Consider the following 18,365-nt stretch of genomic DNA (forward strand, 5'->3'; position numbering starts at 1 on the left):
TATTGATCCAAATGCACAGCGCCCCTTGGCAAGCCCGCCCATGGGCCCTACCCTAGTCGGCGAACCCTGCACACGGTCTGTTGTCTGTTCCCCCATGCGTAAACTTCTTGCTTTTACCGTCTCCCTGGCGCTGGTTGCCGCCATCGCCGCGTATCTGGTCTGGACCCAGGAGCGCCCCGTGGCGCATTACCTGTCGGACCTTCGTATCACCCTGGCCGTCAACGAAGGCCTGCCTGCCGACCGCGGCAACCTGCTGGGCATCCAGCCGGAGCTGTTTCCCGCCGACTACCAGAGCCTGGAACGCCTGCACCTGAAGCTCGCGGCCTACCTGCAAAAAGCCCGGGACCAGGGGCTGATCAACGACAAGACCATCGTGGTGCTGCCCGAACATATCGGCACCTGGCTGATGCTCACCGGCGAAAAGAACGAGGTGTACCAGGCGCTCCATGTGAAGGATGCGATGAACTGGCTGTCGGTCAGCAACCCGCTGCTGTTCGCCCGCGCCTGGATCAGCGCCACCGGCGACAACCGCACCGACGACGCCTACCTGCGCATGAAAGCCTCGGGCATGGCGCGGGACTACCAGCTGTTGTTCGGCGGTCTGGCCAAGGAGTTCGGGGTCACCCTGGTGGCCGGCTCGATCACCCTGCCCAACCCCAGCGTCAGCCAAGGGCAACTGCAGGTCGGCCATGGCGCCTTGTATAACGCCAGCGTGGTATTTGCCGCTGACGGGCTACCGATCGGTGACCCGCAGCGCCAGCTCTACCCGATCTACGATGAGCGCGGCTTCATCAAGCCCGGCGATGAAAACGTCGTCAGCGTGGTCGACACCCCGGCCGGGCGCCTGGGTGTACTGGTCGGCAGCGACAGCTGGTACCCGGACAACTACCGCAAGCTCAACGAACAAGGCGCGCAATTGATCGCGGTGCCAGCCTTTGTGCTGGGGCGCGACACCTGGGACCGCCCTTGGCGCGGCTTCAAAAGCGTGTCCACCCCGACCGAAATCAGCCTCAAGCCCGAAGAACTCAGTGAGGGCGAAGCCTGGCGCCGTCTTACGCTGATCAGCCAACAGCCGATCAGCCAGGCCAGCGCCGGCATGAGCGTGTTCCTGCGCGGGCAGTTCTGGGACCTGGGCACCGCCGGGCACAGCTTTCTCAGCAGCAACGGGCAAATCAGCGCCGATGGCGAGGCCCGTGGCGCGCGCTTGTTGAATATCTGGTTGTGAAACCGGTACGGCTGGGGGACCTGTCGGTGGGCTTCGTGCACAGCCTGGCCGATGCCATCCACAGCCACGGCCTGGACCCGCAGCCGCTGCTGCTGCAATACGGACTCGACCCGGCGCGCCTCGCCGAAGCCGGTGCACGCTTGTCGATCCCGCGCTACATGCGCCTGGGCCACGCCGCCATCCAGCTCACCGGCGACCCAGGCCTGGGCCTGCGCATGGGCCAGCTCAGCCGCTTGAGCCAGGCGGGGCTGGCCGGTGTCACCGCGGCCCAGGCGCCCACTGTGCGGGAGGCGGCGCGCGCGCTGACCCGCTTCGAGGCGCTGTATGGCTCCAACTATCGCGGGCAGTCGAGCTTCGTCGAGGATGCCGAGGGCGCCTGGTTGCGCTTCTACTCCATCAGCCCCTACAACGCCTACAACCGCTTCGTGGTGGACTCGATCATCGCCGGCTGGCTGCATCAGTTGTCGAGCCTGGCCCAGCAACCGGTGCAGGCGCAGCGCATCGACATCGAGTTCGAGGCGCCGGAGTACAGCGAACGCTACGACGCGCTGGGAGACGTTCACTTCGGCGCCGACGCCAATCAACTGCGCCTCGACCAGCACACCCTGGCCCTGCGCAACCCGCAGCACTGCCCCAGCACCTGGAACCTGTTGTTGCAGCTGTGTGAGCGAGAGTTGGAGCAACTGACCCGCACCCGCAGCCTGCGCGAGCGCATTACCCGTTTGCTCGGGCCGATGCTCAATGGCGGCCGGGAACCCGACCTCGAAGAAGTGGCGGCACGCTTGAAGCTGCCGACCTGGACGCTGCGCCGCAAACTGGCCGATGAGGGCACTCAGTTTCGCGCGATTCTCAACGATACCCGCCGCGACCTGGCCATGACCTACATTCGCGATACGGAACTGGCGTTCGGCGAGATCGCCTACTTGCTCGGTTTTGCCTCGGCCCAGGCATTTCAACGGGCGTTCAGGCGGTGGAACAACCAGACCCCAGGGGAATTTCGCCGCAGTCAGCGGCATTCCGCCTGAAGTCTTTATTACAGCTCTGTTGCATCGTCTGCCGGTTCCAGCGGGTCCAACTCAATCGCGTGGTACTCGAGCAGTTCTTCCTGGTAATCGTCCATGGCGGACTCCTTCTTGCGTTAACAGGGGTTGCAGATAAATGACCTGCATCACCAGCCTAAAGTGCCGTGATGACGAAAAAATGTCGACGTCATGACGTTCCTGCACTCAAGGATTAAACGTAGCAGCGTTGCAGGGATTTAGCACCTGACGACCGAGGAACTATTGCAATCATTGCAATTGCAATTAAATACAGATTTGCATTAGGGTATGGGCATTCGTCGCCAGGTGACCCTCTCCATGACCGCCGCTACCGCACACGCCGCGCAGCTCTGTATCGACGCCTTGAGCACTGCCACCCCCGCCAGCCGGTCACCGTTGCACACCGTGATCAGCATGGCCAGCACCCTCGAATCCAGCCGCCAGGCCTGGGTGATCCACGGCCAGTCGCGCTCCCGACGCGAGGGTAACTGGCCCGCCTGGTTCGCCCGCAACGCCGTGGAAAAACCCTTGCTGTACCTGCACAGCGCGCACTCGGCGGCACAGTTGAGCGCGCTGTCGAACGTTACCCGGCAGCGCGGCATCCTGTGCAACGACATTGAAAACCAGCCCTCCCGCTGGCCCAAAGGCACGCAACCGTCCCTGCCGTTGTGGCTGGCCACTCATCCACGCTGTACCCCGTATGACCCGGCCTCAGGGGAAGAAGCCCGCGCAATTGTGCTGGCGGCCTTGCGAAGCCTGTATGTCGATGGCAAGCCTGGCTTCTATTACCTGGCGTTGCATGATCAGGACAGCGCAGCGCCCCTGAGTAAGCAGGACCGAGAGGCCGCGCTCAAGGGCATGTACCCACTCCAGTGCAACAGCCCCTTCGACGTGCGATTGCTCGGCGCAGGCCTCGCGCTTGACGAGGTGGTACACGCCAGGCGCTTGCTCAAACAGGACTGGAACATCAGTGCGCAGCTATGGAGCTGCCCCAGCTACACACGACTGGCCCGCGAGGCAGCCGCCGCTGAACGCTGGAATCGCTTGCACCCCAGGCTGCCCAAGCGCGGTTGCCATTTGCGTGATTGCCTGGCGGGGAGTGCTGCGCCGGTGATTGCGGTAACCGGCTATCCGCAGGCGATTGTCGATCAGTTAGGGGCGTACATGGATGCACGCTTTGTGGCACTGGGCGCGGGGTCGGTACAGGCGGCGGCACCGAGTCGATATTGGATCGTGGTATCGGCGCTCAGGGCCTTGGCGGATGAAGGGCGGATCGGCACACGGCAAGTGCAGGACGCGATGAAGCGCTATGCACTGGAATGCGAGTGACGGCAAGGCAGCGCCGTGGGGTTTCAGATTTTGCGGCGACTGCGGGTCTGCACGCCCGCGTCCATCGCCAGCCCGGCGGTGCGCTCCAACGCGTCGGCAAAGCCCTGGCGCTGCTCGGGCTCAATCTGCGACAGAAACAACTCATCCACCGTGCTTTCGTAGATCTTCCACATCTTTTTACGCAGCACCCGACCGGCCTCGGTGATCGAGGCAAACGCCGCGCGGCCATCGCCGTCGGAGCGGGAACGCACCACCAGACCGTCCTTTTCCAGACGGTCGACCAGTCGCGTGAGGTTGTAGCGTTCGATGGCGAGCACATCGGCCAATTCGTGCATGCGGCGGGTGCCGTCGGGGCCGCTTTCCAGGCCCCATAGCGCGTCGTACCAGGCGTACGGCGGCAGGTCCGCCTCAGCCAGGCGACGCTCGATTTCACGGATGACGGTCCTGTGGGCCCTGACAAAACGGAACCATACATCTGGCTCTTTCGACGACATGCAACACCATCCGGGGAATTTCAAGAAGGTTGCAATAGTAGCTCATCCCGCGCTAGATTCGGCCATGTAGTTGCAATTGCAATTACATTTGCCGGCACTCCCACAAAGAGCCCGCCACTTCAAACCTGCCTACCCTGGAGCCTCACATGACCCCGAACAACGCAGTCAGACGCGACGACGACCCACAGGAAACCCGCGAGTGGCTGGAGTCCATCGAGTCGGTGTTGTCCACCGAAGGCCGCCCGCGCGCGCACTACCTGATCGATCAGTTGCTGGATTTCGACGTGGCGCGGCATGGCGACTTCTACGGGCGGGTGACCACGCCGTACGTCAATACCATCCCGGTGGACCGCCAGTTGCCCTACCCCGGCAACCTGGCCATCGAACGCCGTACCAATGCGTTTATCCGCTGGAATGCCATGGCAATGGTGTTGCGTGCAGGCAAGCACTCAGGGGTCGGTGGGCATATCGCAACCTATGCGTCAGCCGCCGTGCTGTACGACGTCGGTTTCGACCACTTCTTCCGTGGCCGTACCGAGCGCTTTGACGGCGACCTGGTGTACATCCAGGGCCATTCCTCCCCGGGCATTTATGGGCGCGCCTACCTGGAAGGCCGCATCAGCGAAGCGCAACTCGACAACTTCCGCCGTGAGGCCGGTGGCGAGGGTATTTCGTCCTACCCGCACCCACGGCTGATGCCGGACTTCTGGCAATTCCCCACCGTGTCCATGGGCCTCGGCCCGATCACGGCCGCTTACCAGGCGCGCTTCATGCGCTACCTGGAATTGCGTGGCCTCAAGCAACACCAGGGGCGCAAGGTCTGGGCCTTCCTCGGTGATGGCGAAATGGACCAGCCGGAATCCCTGGCCGCCATCTCCCTGGCTGGGCGCGAGAAGCTCGACAACCTGATCTTCGTGGTCAACTGCAACCTGCAACGCCTGGACGGCCCGGTGCGCGGCAATGCCAAGGTGATCCAGGAGTTCGAAAGCCTGTACCGCGCCGCCGGCTGGAACGTGATCAAAGTGATCTGGGGCGGCGGTTGGGATGCCCTGCTGGACAAAGACCACAGCGGCCTGCTGCGCCAACGCATGATGGAATGCGTGGACGGCGACTATCAGAACTACAAGTCGCAGAACGGCGCTTATGTGCGAGAACATTTCTTCGGCAAATACCCGGAGTTGCTGGCATTGGTTGCGGATATGTCCGACGACGAAATCTGGAAACTCTCACGGGGCGGGCATGACCCGGACAAGGTCTACAACGCCTATGCCGCCGCTGTGCGCCATAGCGGCCAGCCTACGGTGATCCTGGCGAAGACCGTCAAGGGCTTCGGCATGGGTGAAGCCGGCGAAGGGCAGAACATCAACCATCAATTGAAGAAGATGGGCGCAGATGCGGTGAGAGCCTTCCGCGATCGTTTTGGCCTGGACGTCGCGGACGAGCAACTCGCCGACATTCCCTACCTCAAGCCCGCCGCCGACAGCGAAGAAGCGCTTTACTTCGCGGCGCGCCGCCAGGCGCTGGGCGGCTATGTGCCGGCACGCCACAGTGCGGTCGAACCCTTGCAGATTCCCGAACTTGCCGCCTTTGCTACCCAGCTCAAGGACACCGGCGAACGGGCGATCTCCACCACCATGGCCTTTGTGCGCATCCTCGGCACCCTGCTCAAGGACCCGCACCTGGGCAAACTGATCGTGCCCATTGTGCCGGATGAGTCGCGCACCTTCGGCATGGAAAGCCTGTTCCGTCAGATTGGCATCCACTCTGCCGTAGGCCAACTCTACACCCCGCAGGACGCAGGGCAACTGAGCTACTACAAAGAGAGCAAGGACGGACAGATCCTGCAGGAAGGCCTGAATGAATCCGGCGCCATTTCCTCGTGGATTGCGGCCAGTACGTCCTATAGCAACCACGGCTTGATGACGGTGCCGTTCTATATCTTCTATTCGATGTTCGGTTTCCAGCGGGTGGGTGATCTGGCCTGGGCTGCCGGCGATGCACGGGCACGCGGCTTCCTGCTGGGGGCCACCGCCGGCCGCACCACGCTGATGGGCGAAGGTTTGCAACATGACGATGGGCACAGCCATATCCTGTCGTCGGTGATTCCGTGCTGCGTTTCCTACGACCCGACCTTTGCCTACGAGCTGGCGGTGATCATTCGCGAAGGCATGCGGCGGATGTACGTGGAACAGGAAGACATCTACTACTACATCACCCTGCTCAACGAAAATTACCCGCACCCGGCGATGCCCGAAGGGGTGGAAGACGGGATTCTCAAGGGCATGTACCCGCTCAAGGCCAGCAAGCAGGCCCAGGTGCAACTGATGGGCAGTGGCTCAATCCTGCGTGAGGTGATCGCCGCGGGCGAGCTGCTTGAGCAGGACTTCGGCGTGCACAGCACCGTGTGGAGCGCCACCAGCCTCACCGAATTGCGCCGCGACGGGCATGCAGCCGAACGCTGGAACCTGCTGCACCCGCAGAGCGAGCCACGGGTGAGTTATGTGGAGCACTGCCTGGCCGGGCAGGCGGGGCCGGTGGTGGTGACGACGGACTACATGAAGCTATTCGCCGATCAGATCCGCCCCTTTGTCCATGGCCGACGCTTTGTGGCCCTGGGCACCGATGGCTTCGGACAATCGGATACCCGTGAAACCCTGCGCGCGTTCTTCGAAGTGGACCGGCATTTCATCGTGCTGGCAGCCCTGAAGGCGTTGGCGGATGACGGCGTGATAGGTCGTGAAAAAGTCAGTGAAGCCATCAGCCGCTACGGGATCGACGTCGACAAGGTCAACCCCGTGGCGGTCTGAGTTACTGCGCAGGCGTCGGCAGGGGCGGAATCGCTTCTGTCGGTGCCGGCAGGTCCGGGTTACTGGTAGCGGGTGCAGGCTCAGGCTGTGGCGCGAGCGGTGCGGCCTCGGCAGGCGGTGTGACGGGCTGGGACACGGCAGGCTCTTCCTTCGGCGGCTCGGTTTTCTCTGCCGCCGGTGCGGTTTTAGGTTCCGGCACACCCAGCTCGGCTTTCGGCTGCTCGGGGATATGCGCGGCCTTCTTCACTTCCTGAGGCAGGAACACGTCCACCAGCGCAAAGTAGCGCTCGTAGAATTTCGGCGCCGAAACGGTCTCGCTCGCCACCTTCACCATGGAATCATCGGTGGAACCGATCGGCATCGATACCGACCCCAGCACGCCCACACCCAGGCTCGCGGAGTTGTTGACCTTCTTCAGCGCGTAACGGTCCTGCAAGGCGTTGGCGAACATGGTCGAGTGATTGGTGCCTTTGCCATCGTCGGCACACACCACGTTGAAGCTGATCTGCAGGTGGGTCTCGCCGGTCTGCTGGAAGCTCTTGTTGCCCACCACCAGTTTCGGATCGCTGCTGGTGATGATGTAGCCCTGGCTCAGCAAGGCACGTCGCGCCGCTTCGCACGCCGCCACATCGGTGACCGGGTAATCGCGGGAAAACGTACCGGAGTCGTCGAAATTCTCATGTTCATAAATGGCGGTCTTGGGTGACGAGCAGCCCGCGGCGCCCGCCAGCACCAGCGCCAGCCCGAGGCTACGCAAGTGAAATGATGTCGACATTGAAAATCCTGAGGAAAACGGTCCGGGCGGTATTGTGCAACAGAACGAGGCCTTGGCGCGCGCATTCCTGTCGGTAAAACGTCACAGCCCTACCTCGTACCGGCCGTAGGAAAAAGCCCTGCACACATATGATCAATAAACACGCGCAATTTGACCGAAGCATGGCGACTTGATGGCCATAACATCCAGAAACTGCCCCGGTGTTCCAGGCAGTCATCCAGCACCCTTTGCAGCCGCCCCTCCTGGACGGCCTGATTGACCATGTAGTCTGGCAGGCAAGCGATCCCCAACCCTTCGAGTACCACATGCTTGAGCGACTCGATCGTGGTGCTGACCAACGGGGTGCGCAGGACTGGCTCCGAGGCGCCGGGCGCCAGGCGTAACGGCCAGGGCTCCAGCTTGCCGGTGGCGCAGAACTTGTGGCGCAGGCAGGCATGCCCGTTCAAGTCCTGCGGCTGTTGTGGCGTACCGTGCTGGCGGAAATAGGCCGGCGTGCCCACCAGCACCAACTGGTAGTGTCCCAGATGGCGCGCCATCAAGCGCGAATCTTCTGGCTTACCGGTACGAATCACCGCATCGAACCCTTCTTCGATCACGTCCACCATGCGGTCGGAAAAATCCACATCCAGCGCGATATCCGGGTAGGCGCGCATGAAGTCGCTGAGCACCGGCATCAGCAAGCCGCGCACCTGCGGCACGCTGATGCGCAACGTGCCACGGGGCGTAGCGCTGGCGTCCGTCAGTTCCCGCTCGGCCGCCTCGACCTCGGCCAGGATCCGCCGCGAACGCTCCAGGAACAGCGCACCTTCACTGGTCAAGGTGATGCTGCGAGTGCTGCGGTGAAACAGCCGCACGCCGAGGCGCTCTTCCATCCGCGCAATGCTTTTGCCGACGGCCGACGACGACACGCCCAGCACACGCCCGGCGACGGTGAAGCTACGCGTTTCTGCCACCTGAACGAATACAGAGAGGCTACCCAGACTGTCCATGAGCGAGTCCCTGGAAATTGCGGACTCCAACGTCCGATAAGTTCGGAACCTTAGCCTGTTTTTCCGTAGACCACAGCCCCCTACTCTGTCGACTTGCCCATTTGCATGGATAGAGCGCGATGACCTCCCTCACCGATTCCGCCGTGACTGCCCGAAAAGAAACACTGCCGCTGGGAGGATTACTGGCCCTGGCCAGCGCCGGCTTTATCACTATCCTCACCGAAGCCATGCCCGCCGGGCTCCTGCCGCAGATGGGCGACGGCCTCGGCGTATCGCCCGCGCTGGTCGGCCAATTGGTTACGCTGTACGCCCTGGGTTCGCTGCTGGCGGCCATTCCGCTGACGCTGTTGACCCGATGCTGGCGTCGCCGTCCCTTGCTTCTGGTCGCAATCGGCGGCTTTGCCCTGGTCAACAGCGTGACCGCGCTCTCCAGCCACTATGGGCTGACCCTGGTGGCGCGCTTCCTGGCCGGTGTATTCGCCGGACTGCTGTGGGCGCTGTTGGCAGGCTATGCCAGCCGAATGGTCGCGCCCCACCTGCAAGGCCGGGCCATCGCAGTCGCGATGCTGGGCGCACCGCTGGCCCTGTCGCTGGGTGTTCCAGCCGGCACCTTTCTGGGGGCTGCGGTTGGCTGGCGCCTGAGTTTTGCAATCATGACCGGCCTGACGCTGGTGCTACTGATCTGGGCACGCCTGCAACTGCCGGATTTCGCCGGTGAACCGGCGGGGAAACGCTTGGGGCTGCTTCAAGTGTTCAGCTTGCCGGGTATTCGTCCGGTGCTGTGGGTGACTTTTACCTACGTGCTCGCCCACAACATTCTCTACACCTACATCGCGCCGCTGCTGGTGCCGGCGCGGATTGCCGCCGATATTGACCAGGTCCTGCTGGTGTTCGGCCTTGCCGCGTTGCTGAGCATCTGGCTGGCGGGTGTATTGATTGATCGGTGGTTACGCCCGTTGCTGCTGATCAGTTGTGCGCTGTTCGGTCTGGTCGCCTTGGCGCTGGCGTTCTGGATGAACCTGCCGGCGGCTATCTACCTCGCGGTCGCGCTGTGGGGCCTGGCGTTCGGCGGCCTGCCTGCGTTGCTGCAAACCGCACTGGCCAAATCGGCAGGCGAATCGGCGGACGCCGCACAATCGATGCTGGTGACCGTGTGGAACCTGGGCATCGCAGGCGGCGGACTGGTGGGCGGTGTGTTGCTCCAAGGCTGGGGCGTCGGCGCATTCACCTGGGCGGTTGTGCTGCTGATGCTACTGGCCCTGGCCGGCGCGTTACAGGCGGCGCCCCAACAACTGGCCCGGCCACCCTTCAAGGTCGAACGTTGAAATACGCTGATACCCGCACGCCTCGTAAAAACGCACCAGGTCGCCCGTGCCGCCGGCGTAACAGTCCACGCGCAGGCGCTTGACCCCGGCAGCGCGGGCACGCTCATCGGCGAAAGCCAACAGCTGCCGACCCAACCCACGCGCACGTGCATCACGTGCGGCGATCAGCAAACGCACATAGACTTCCGGCTCAGACGCTGGCGGTACGTAAGGCATGGGCTCGCCCAGCACAAGTGCCGCCAGCAACCGCCCCTCAGGCGTTTCAACCACCCAGGCACCGGGCATGGCACACGCGTCTGTGACTTGCGCTACCCGCCGGGGCAATGCGGACCAGGGCGTGGTGCCCCATTGGGCGTTATTACCCATCCCGACAAACCAGGCAATCACCTCGTCAAACACCTGCAGCACGGCCGGGGCATCCGCTGCGCTGGCATGACGGATCACCCAGCCTTCTTTTCCTTGAATAGACACGCGCGAAACTCCTTGGTCGGCGATAACGAATGACCAGTCTAGCGTGTCTAGTCCTGAAATAGGTTTACACCTGTTTCACCCCAACGCCCGATGCACTGCATCGGGCGTTTTGTATTTTAAGGACAAGTGCGGGCGCTCCTGGTTGTAGATCAAGATCGCCTCCCGCACCATTTGCTCCGCTTGAACCAAGTCTGTCGGCCGGTGAAGCAAGAGTTCCGCCTTCAAGATTCCGTTGACCCGTTCTGCCAAGGCGTTTTGGTAGCAATCGTAGCCATCAGTCATCGAGCATGTGATGCCATGCTTGGCATGGATTTTTTGATAGAGCACTGAGCAGTACTGCACGCCGCGATCCGAGTGATGAACCAGTTTCTGGCCCGTTCGACGTGCCTTCAACGCCATGCGTAAGGCTTGGGCTACCGAATCGGCATGTAGACTGCCATGCACGTGATAACCAACTATTTTCCTCGAGAAGGCATCCGTCACCAAACTTAGGTAGGCCGGTTCATCGCGCCCTGTAGATAGGTAGGTGATATCCGCCACCCAGACCTGTTCCGGGCCAGTAGCTACGACTTGTTGCGGGCCAGGCTTTAGCAAATTGGGATGGCAGCGAAAGCGATGATGGCTATCGGTCGTCTTGTGATAGGCCCGTCTCCTGCGCACCAACTGCCGGTGCTCTCGTAAAACCCCAAACAAACGATCTCGTCCGACATGCAATTCTGGCTTGTCATGCTTCGCTTGCATCATCGAGTGCAATTTGCGGGTGCCAATGCACGGTTGGCGCACACGAACTTCCTGCACAAACTGGAGAAGTTTCTGATCTTGATCGGCTCGGGCACGATGGACCCGGTCACGCTTGTAATAGGCTTGGCGACTGATCCTCATAAACTGGCAAGCCCTGCTGACACTCAGGGTCTGGGTTTGCGCAACGACTTGCCGGACCGCTTTTTTACAACGGATACACCGTAATCGTTCTTCAGAACATCGACCACGTCTTCAAAGAATTTGGCCTTCTGGTTGGCCAGTGCCAGTTGTTCCTCGAGCTCTTTGATTCTTTGCTCGGGAGTCAACGGCAAGGTAGGTTTGTCCATCGGTCGGCTCCTCTGGGTCCGAATGGAGGCGCCTTGGCTCCAGTCCTGCCGACCATGCTTGCGTAACCACACCAACACCGTCGAACGACCCTGAATCCCATAACGCCGTTGAGCTTCTTTATAACTCAACTCGCCTTTTTCGACTTGGTCGACAACCGACAATTTAAAAGTCAGCGTGTAATCTCGTTGACTGCGTTTTGCGCCCGTATTCATTGCACCTTCCCGATAAGACGTCAGAAGGTGTAAACCTTATTTAGGACGAGACAGCGCACATAAAAAAGCCCCCGGTCTTTTCAGGCCGGGGGCTTTTTATTCAAACCGACATCAGAACTTCTTGATGTCAGCCTTGGTTTCCAACTGCTTGCGGTAGGCCGCGAAGTCCTGCTGGCCGACACGGGAGGCGAGGAAGCGGCGGTATTGCGCCTTTTCTTCGTCCGTTGGCGCAGCGGCCTCGTTGACGCCGTTCAGGCGCACGATGACCAGGCTACCATCCGCCAGGGTTACAGTGGTAAAGGTCGGCTTGTCCTTGGCCGCAGGCTTGGGCATGCGGAACACGGTTTGCAGCACGGCGGGGTCGATCGCTTCCTGGCTACGGGTAGCCGCTTCAGTGACCTTCCAGGCCTGGCCGTCGACCGGCTGGTTCAGCGGGGTCTTGCCATCACGCAAGCTGGCGATCAGCTCGTCAGCGTGAGTCTTGGCAGCCGCGCTGGCGCGCTCCTTGGCCATCTGCGTGCGAATCGCCGCTGCGACGCTTTCCAGCGGCAGTTGCGAAGGCTTCAGGTGCTCTTTGGCACGCAGCACGATGATGGTTTCCGGGTCCAGCTCGATGGCGCTGCTGTTGGCACCCTCATCCAGCACTTCCGGGCTGAACGCAGCGGTGACCACGGCGCGGTTGGCCGCAACACCTTCGCCACCTTCACGGCCAAACGGCGCGGAGGTGTGTACGGTCAGTTTCAGGTCGGACGCCGGCTGGGCCAGGTCGGAGGCTTCAAATGCCGCATCTTCCAATTGCTTGGTCGCTTCGACATAACGCTGCTCGACCTGCTGGGTCTTGAGCTCTTTGGTCAGCTTGTCTTTCAGGCTGGCAAACGTCGGCACTTGCGGTGCCTCAACGCCCAACAGTTTGATCAGGTGCCAACCGAAGCTGCTACGCACCGGCGCCGATACCTGGTCCTTGTTCAACGCGTACAAGGCGGTTTCGAAGTCCGGATCGTAGACGCCAGGGCCGGCAAAGCCCAGGTCACCGCCATTGCTGGCCGAACCTGGATCCTGGGAGAACTCCTTGGCCAGGGCTTCGAACTTCTCACCCTTGGCCAGGCGTGCCTGGATTTCTTCGATCTTGGCCTTGGCTTGCGCATCGGTCGTCTTGTCGTTGACTTCAATCAGAATGTGCGCGGCACGACGCTGTTCAGCGAGGTTGGCGATTTCTTTCTGATAGGCGGCCTGCAGCTCATCATCCTTCACCGTAACCTGGTCGAAGAAGGAAGACTTCTTCAGCTCCAGATAGTCGATGACCACTTGATCAGGGGTCATGAACTCTTTGGCGTGCTGGTCGTAGTAAGCCTTGACCTCATCGTCGGTGAGCTTCACCGCCGCAGGGTTGGCCTTGATGTTGACGGTGGCGAAATCGCGGGTCTGCTTTTCCAGGCGGGCGAATGCCAGGACTTCGGCGTCGGTCACGAAGCCGCTGCCAGCGATGCCTGCGCGAACCTGGCCGATCAGCATTTCCTGGGTCAGCATCTGACGGAACTGCATACGGGTGTAGCCCAGCTGACGGATCACTTGGTCAAAGCGTTCAGGGCTGAACTTGCCATCGACCTGGAATTCCGGCGTCTGCAGGATCACCTGGTCCAGCGCAGCTTCAGAGAAGCCAAACTTGGCGTCGGCAGCGCCTTGCAGCAGCAGCTTGCGATCGATCAGACCCTTGAGGGCCGCGTCGCGCAGCAGTTTTTCGTCCAGCAGCGAAGCATCGAAATCCTTGCCCAGCTGTTGCATCAGCTGGCGGCGTTGCATGTCGACGGCCTGGCTCAGTTCGGTCTGGGTGATTTCTTCACCGTTGACCTTGGCCACGTCCTGCTTGTTGTTACCCGAAGCCTGGAAAATGGCCTCGATACCGGTGAACGCCATCAACGCGACGATGATCCCGATAATGGTCTTGGCAATCCAGCCTTGTGAATTGTCCCTGATATTTTGCAGCATGCGTCCCCCAGAAACGGTTGAACTTCAAGAATAGGCAACCGTGGAGCGTGGGTAGAGTACGGATATAAGAAAGGCGCATCCAAGGATGCGCCTTCTCGCAACTGGCGGAGCGGACGGGGGTTTTCGTTCTCCCCCCGGCTTGGCGACCCGATGCATACCTGGGTCTGCTGGCCGCTCCGCTGCCAGGTCGAACCTGCGTTCGACCCGGGTAGGTAAAGGCTTGATCGAAGCTTAGTTAACGGCTTCTTTCAGGGCTTTACCGGCTTTGAAACCTGGTTTCTTGGCAGCAGCGATTTGCAGTGCTTTGCCAGTCTGTGGGTTACGGCCAGTGCGAGCTGGGCGGTCAGTCACAGAGAAAGTACCGAAGCCTACCAGTACTACGGAGTCGCCGGCCTTCAGAGCGCCAGTGACGGATTCGATTACTGCATCCAGCGCACGGCCAGCAGCAGCTTTCGGGATATCAGCGGATGCAGCGATAGCATCAATCAGTTCCGACTTGTTCACTCTAAGTCCCCTTATATATCTATTGAGTATGATTCTAAGTTTTTTGGTGAAAGCAAAAACCAGTGCTGAATGGCCTACAGACACTTAAGAGCCGCTTTATAACAAGGGCTCTAAAAAGCTGTCAAGGAAGCCCCCAGGCTTTAACACATTAATGCGTGCTAATTCTTTCCTTGGAATCAGACTCACGTTTTTCGTCCTTAGCAACTATCTCCGGAGCCACATCCGGCAAGGGCTCCGGCGCGTATTGCAGCGCAATTTGCAGGACCTCGTCAATCCATTTAACCGGTTTAATCTGAAGATCCTGCTTGATATTGTCCGGAATTTCCTTCAAGTCGCGAACATTCTCTTCAGGAATGATCACGGTCTTGATACCACCCCGGTGTGCAGCAAGCAATTTCTCTTTCAGACCACCGATAGCCAACACCTGACCACGCAGTGTGATTTCGCCGGTCATGGCGACATCGGCGCGTACCGGAATGCCGGTCAATGCCGAGACCAGGGCCGTGCACATGCCTACGCCGGCGCTAGGGCCGTCTTTGGGGGTCGCCCCTTCCGGCATATGGATGTGCGTGTCGTGCTTCTCGTGGAAGTCCAGGGGGATCCCCAGGCTTCTGGCGCGGCTGCGCACCACGGTCTGCGCGGCAGTGATCGACTCGACCATCACGTCACCGAGGGAACCGGTCTTGATCAATTGGCCTTTGCCCGGGATCACGGCGGCTTCGATGGTCAGCAACTCGCCGCCCACCTGGGTCCACGCCAGGCCAGTCACCTGGCCGACCTGGTCCTGCTGCTCGGCCAGGCCGTAGCGGAATTTGCGCACGCCCAGGAAGTGTTCCAGCGAATCGGCCGTGACCTTCACCGAGAAGCGTTTTTCCAGTGCATGTTCCTTCACCGCCTTGCGGCAGATCTTCGCAATCTGGCGCTCCAGGCCTCGTACACCGGCCTCGCGGGTGTAGTAGCGCACGATGTCACGGATCGCCTCGACCTCGAACTCGATCTCGCCTTTCTTCAGGCCATTGGCCGACGTCTGCTTGGGCGCGAGGTACTTGACGGCAATGTTGATCTTCTCGTCTTCGGTGTAACCCGGCAGACGAATCACCTCCATTCGGTCCAGCAACGCGGGCGGGATGTTCATGGAGTTGGAGGTGCACAGGAACATCACATCGGAGAGGTCGTAGTCGACTTCCAGGTAATGGTCGTTGAAATTGTGGTTCTGCTCGGGGTCGAGCACTTCGAGCAAGGCAGACGCCGGATCGCCACGCATGTCGCTGCCCATTTTGTCGATTTCATCGAGCAGGAACAGCGGGTTGCGCACACCCACCTTTGTCATCTTTTGAATCAATCTTCCTGGCATCGAACCGATGTAAGTGCGGCGATGACCACGGATTTCCGCTTCATCACGCACACCGCCGAGGGCCATGCGCACGAATTTACGGTTGGTGGCGTTGGCAATCGACTCGGCGAGGGAGGTTTTACCCACACCCGGTGGACCGACCAGGCACAACACCGGCCCGCGAATCTTTTTCACGCGTTTTTGCACGGCGAGGTATTCGAGGATACGTTCCTTGACTTCTTCCAGGCCATAGTGGTCGGCATCGAGAATGTCTTCGGCACGCGCCAGGTCCAGGCGGACCTTGGTCTGCGCCTTCCACGGCACCTGCACCAGCCAGTCGATGTAGGAGCGCACCACGGTGGCTTCGGCCGACATCGGCGACATCTGCTTGAGCTTGTTCAACTCCGCAGTGGCCTTGGTCAGAGCATCTTTCGGCAGGCCGGCGGCATCGATGCGCTTTTTCAGCTCTTCGATTTCGTTGTGGCCTTCCTCGCTGTCGCCGAGCTCCTTCTGAATGGCCTTCATCTGCTCATTCAAGTAGTACTCGCGCTGACTGCGCTCCATTTGCTTCTTAACGCGACCACGAATGCGCTTCTCGACCTGCAACAGGTCGATCTCGGCATCCAGCAGTGCCAATACATGCTCGACACGGGCCGGCAGGTCGATGATTTCGAGAATGTCCTGCTTCTGCTCGATCTTCAGCGCCATGTGCGCGGCCATGGTGTCCACCAGGCGGCTTGGCTCATCGATGCTGTTGAGGGAGGACAGGACTTCAGCCGGGACTTTCTTGCCCAACTGCACGTACTGCTCGAACTGCGAGAGCAGGCTGCGTACAAACACTTCGGACTCGCGCTCAGGGGCCTCGACTTCGTCGATCAGCGCCACTTCGGCACGCAGGTGGCCGTCCACCTCCATGAAGCGCTCAACCGCGCCGCGCTGCTCACCTTCCACCAGCACCTTGACGGTGCCATCAGGCAGTTTGAGCAGTTGCAGCACGGTCGCAATGGTACCGACGCGATACAGGGCATCTTCGCCTGGATCATCATCGGCAGGATTTCTCTGGGCCAACAGCAGGATCTGCTTGTCGCCCGTCATCGCGGCCTCGAGGGCTTCGATAGACTTCTCGCGCCCCACGAACAGCGGGATAACCATGTGCGGATAGACGACGACATCACGCAACGGCAGGAGAGGCAATTCGATGGTTGTCTTCATGATTTCGCCTCTATGACAGTTCAAAAATTAGCTTGAAACCAAGATGGGGGCTGCATGCAAAAAAAACAAGCTTATTGCCAGCAGTTAAACGCAGTAAACGCTCCGGCGTAAAAAACGCCGTAAAAACAAAGGGGCCCCTGGAGGCCCCTTGTTTATACCGACACTGCGAAACGCTTACGCGTCAGGCGCAGCTTTGGCAGCCTTGGCAGCCGGCTCACTGTTTTCGTAGATGTACAGTGGCTTGGACTTGCCTTCGATCACGCTTTCGTCGATCACCACTTTACTCACCTCGGACTGCGAGGGGATTTCGTACATGGTGTCGAGCAGCACCCCTTCAAGAATCGAGCGCAGGCCACGTGCACCGGTCTTGCGCTCCAGTGCCCGCTTGGCCACTGACTTGAGTGCATCGGTACGGAACTCGAGGTCTACACCTTCCATCTCGAACAACTTGGCGTATTGCTTGGTCAGGGCGTTCTTCGGCTCGGTGAGGATCTGAATCAAAGCCGCCTCATCCAGCTCGTCCAACGTGGCCAGGACCGGCAGACGGCCAACGAATTCCGGGATCAGACCGAACTTGACCAGATCGTCAGGCTCGACTTCACGCAGGGACTCGCCCACCTTCTTGCCTTCTTCCTTGCTGCGCACTTCTGCACTGAAACCAATGCCACCACGGGTGGAACGCTGCTGGATCACTTTTTCCAGGCCGGAGAACGCACCGCCACAGATGAACAGGATGTTGCGTGTATCAACCTGAAGGAATTCCTGCTGCGGGTGCTTGCGGCCGCCTTGTGGCGGTACGGAAGCGACCGTGCCTTCAATCAGTTTCAACAGTGCCTGCTGCACGCCTTCACCGGAAACGTCACGGGTGATCGACGGGTTGTCCGACTTGCGCGAGATCTTGTCGATTTCGTCGATATAGACGATACCCATCTGGGCCTTCTCTACATCGTAGTCGCACTTCTGCAGCAGTTTCTGAATGATGTTCTCGACATCTTCACCCACGTAGCCAGCCTCGGTGAGGGTGGTGGCGTCGGCGATGGTGAACGGAACGTTCAGCAGGCGAGCGAGGGTTTCTGCAAGCAGGGTTTTACCCGAGCCTGTAGGACCGATCAGCAAGATGTTGCTCTTGCCGAGTTCAACTTCGTCGCCTTTCTTGTCACGCTGGTTCAAGCGCTTGTAGTGGTTGTATACCGCTACGGCCAGAACCTTCTTTGCACGCTCTTGACCAATTACATACTGGTCAAGGATGCCGCTGATTTCTTTAGGCGAAGGCAATTTATGCGCGCTGCTCTCGGCCTGGGCTTCCTGCACCTCCTCACGGATGATGTCATTGCACAGGTCGACGCATTCGTCGCAGATAAACACCGAGGGGCCGGCAATCAATTTGCGTACTTCATGCTGGCTTTTGCCGCAGAAGGAGCAATAGAGCAGCTTGCCGTTGTCCTCGCCGTTGCGGGTGTCAGTCATTCGTTCGATCCAAATCCGATAGGCTTGCAACACAAGATGAAGGCTTATGCGGGCTTTTTCAAGCCCGCCAGTGGTCGGACATGCCGACCAGCCCTATTTTGAGCGGC

The 18,365-nt window shown here is 60.4% G+C and carries 13 protein-coding genes and 1 pseudogene; 5 read left to right on the forward strand and 9 right to left on the reverse strand.

The window, feature by feature from the left end:
* Positions 1-94: 94 nt before the first annotated feature.
* The 3 genes from M2497_RS19675 to M2497_RS19685 all read left to right on the forward strand — a co-directional run bounded on the left by M2497_RS19675 (position 95) and on the right by M2497_RS19685 (position 3,594).
* Complete coding sequence (locus M2497_RS19675; protein ID WP_248482462.1) at positions 95-1,225, forward strand: carbon-nitrogen hydrolase family protein; 1,131 nt, start codon at positions 95-97, stop codon at positions 1,223-1,225.
* Positions 1,222-2,250 (forward strand): AraC family transcriptional regulator, encoded by a 1,029-nt coding sequence (locus tag M2497_RS19680; RefSeq protein ID WP_248482464.1) that lies wholly within the window; start codon positions 1,222-1,224, stop codon positions 2,248-2,250. Before M2497_RS19675 ends, M2497_RS19680 begins: the two co-directional genes overlap by 4 nt.
* Positions 2,251-2,583: 333 nt before the next feature.
* The gene (locus M2497_RS19685) at positions 2,584-3,594 is read left to right on the forward strand and encodes a pyruvate dehydrogenase (protein WP_248482466.1); all 1,011 of its coding nucleotides are present in this window, start codon (positions 2,584-2,586) and stop codon (positions 3,592-3,594) included.
* Positions 3,595-3,617: 23 nt separating this feature from the next.
* Here the strand turns inward: M2497_RS19685 and M2497_RS19690 are convergent, their stop codons facing one another.
* A complete protein-coding gene (locus M2497_RS19690) occupies positions 3,618-4,088 on the reverse strand; it encodes a MarR family transcriptional regulator (protein ID WP_248482468.1) in 471 nt (156 codons plus the stop codon).
* A gap of 146 nt (positions 4,089-4,234) precedes the next feature.
* Between M2497_RS19690 and aceE the strand changes: the two genes are divergently transcribed.
* Positions 4,235-6,895 carry a pyruvate dehydrogenase (acetyl-transferring), homodimeric type gene (gene aceE, locus M2497_RS19695; protein ID WP_248482470.1) on the forward strand — a complete coding sequence of 887 codons (2,661 nt, stop codon included), beginning with the start codon at positions 4,235-4,237 and terminating at the stop codon, positions 6,893-6,895.
* 1 nt (position 6,896) lies between these two features.
* Here the strand turns inward: aceE and M2497_RS19700 are convergent, their stop codons facing one another.
* Both M2497_RS19700 and M2497_RS19705 read right to left on the reverse strand, forming a co-directional pair.
* The gene (locus M2497_RS19700) at positions 6,897-7,670 is read right to left on the reverse strand and encodes a DUF2242 domain-containing protein (RefSeq protein WP_248482472.1); all 774 of its coding nucleotides are present in this window, start codon (positions 7,668-7,670) and stop codon (positions 6,897-6,899) included.
* 89 nt (positions 7,671-7,759) lie between these two features.
* Positions 7,760-8,659 carry a LysR substrate-binding domain-containing protein gene (locus M2497_RS19705; RefSeq protein WP_248482474.1) on the reverse strand — a complete coding sequence of 300 codons (900 nt, stop codon included), beginning with the start codon at positions 8,657-8,659 and terminating at the stop codon, positions 7,760-7,762.
* A 119-nt stretch (positions 8,660-8,778) separates the two neighbouring features.
* On the opposite strand from M2497_RS19705, the gene M2497_RS19710 reads away from it, so the two are divergent.
* Positions 8,779-9,984: an MFS transporter gene (locus tag M2497_RS19710; protein WP_248482476.1), complete on the forward strand. Its 1,206-nt coding sequence runs from the start codon at positions 8,779-8,781 to the stop codon at positions 9,982-9,984.
* Here the strand turns inward: M2497_RS19710 and M2497_RS19715 are convergent.
* From M2497_RS19715 to clpX, 6 genes and pseudogenes are all read right to left on the reverse strand, one after another.
* The gene (locus M2497_RS19715; protein ID WP_248482478.1) at positions 9,931-10,455 is read right to left on the reverse strand and encodes a GNAT family N-acetyltransferase; all 525 of its coding nucleotides are present in this window, start codon (positions 10,453-10,455) and stop codon (positions 9,931-9,933) included. The genes M2497_RS19710 and M2497_RS19715 overlap by 54 nt on opposite strands.
* A gap of 47 nt (positions 10,456-10,502) precedes the next feature.
* Positions 10,503-11,756: pseudogene (locus tag M2497_RS19720) on the reverse strand (IS3 family transposase).
* A gap of 111 nt (positions 11,757-11,867) precedes the next feature.
* Positions 11,868-13,742: a SurA N-terminal domain-containing protein gene (locus M2497_RS19725; RefSeq protein ID WP_248482480.1), complete on the reverse strand. Its 1,875-nt coding sequence runs from the start codon at positions 13,740-13,742 to the stop codon at positions 11,868-11,870.
* A 231-nt stretch (positions 13,743-13,973) separates the two neighbouring features.
* Positions 13,974-14,246 carry an HU family DNA-binding protein gene (locus M2497_RS19730; RefSeq protein WP_003174819.1) on the reverse strand — a complete coding sequence of 91 codons (273 nt, stop codon included), beginning with the start codon at positions 14,244-14,246 and terminating at the stop codon, positions 13,974-13,976.
* A gap of 148 nt (positions 14,247-14,394) precedes the next feature.
* The gene (gene lon, locus M2497_RS19735) at positions 14,395-16,791 is read right to left on the reverse strand and encodes an endopeptidase La (RefSeq protein WP_071492029.1); all 2,397 of its coding nucleotides are present in this window, start codon (positions 16,789-16,791) and stop codon (positions 14,395-14,397) included.
* A 174-nt stretch (positions 16,792-16,965) separates the two neighbouring features.
* Positions 16,966-18,258 carry an ATP-dependent Clp protease ATP-binding subunit ClpX gene (clpX, locus tag M2497_RS19740; RefSeq protein WP_248482482.1) on the reverse strand — a complete coding sequence of 431 codons (1,293 nt, stop codon included), beginning with the start codon at positions 18,256-18,258 and terminating at the stop codon, positions 16,966-16,968.
* Between the last annotated feature and the right edge of the window lie 107 nt (positions 18,259-18,365).

Origin of the sequence: Pseudomonas sp. CYM-20-01 (assembly GCF_023169845.1) — a bacterium.
In the GTDB taxonomy this organism is placed as follows: domain Bacteria; phylum Pseudomonadota; class Gammaproteobacteria; order Pseudomonadales; family Pseudomonadaceae; genus Aquipseudomonas; species Aquipseudomonas azotoformans.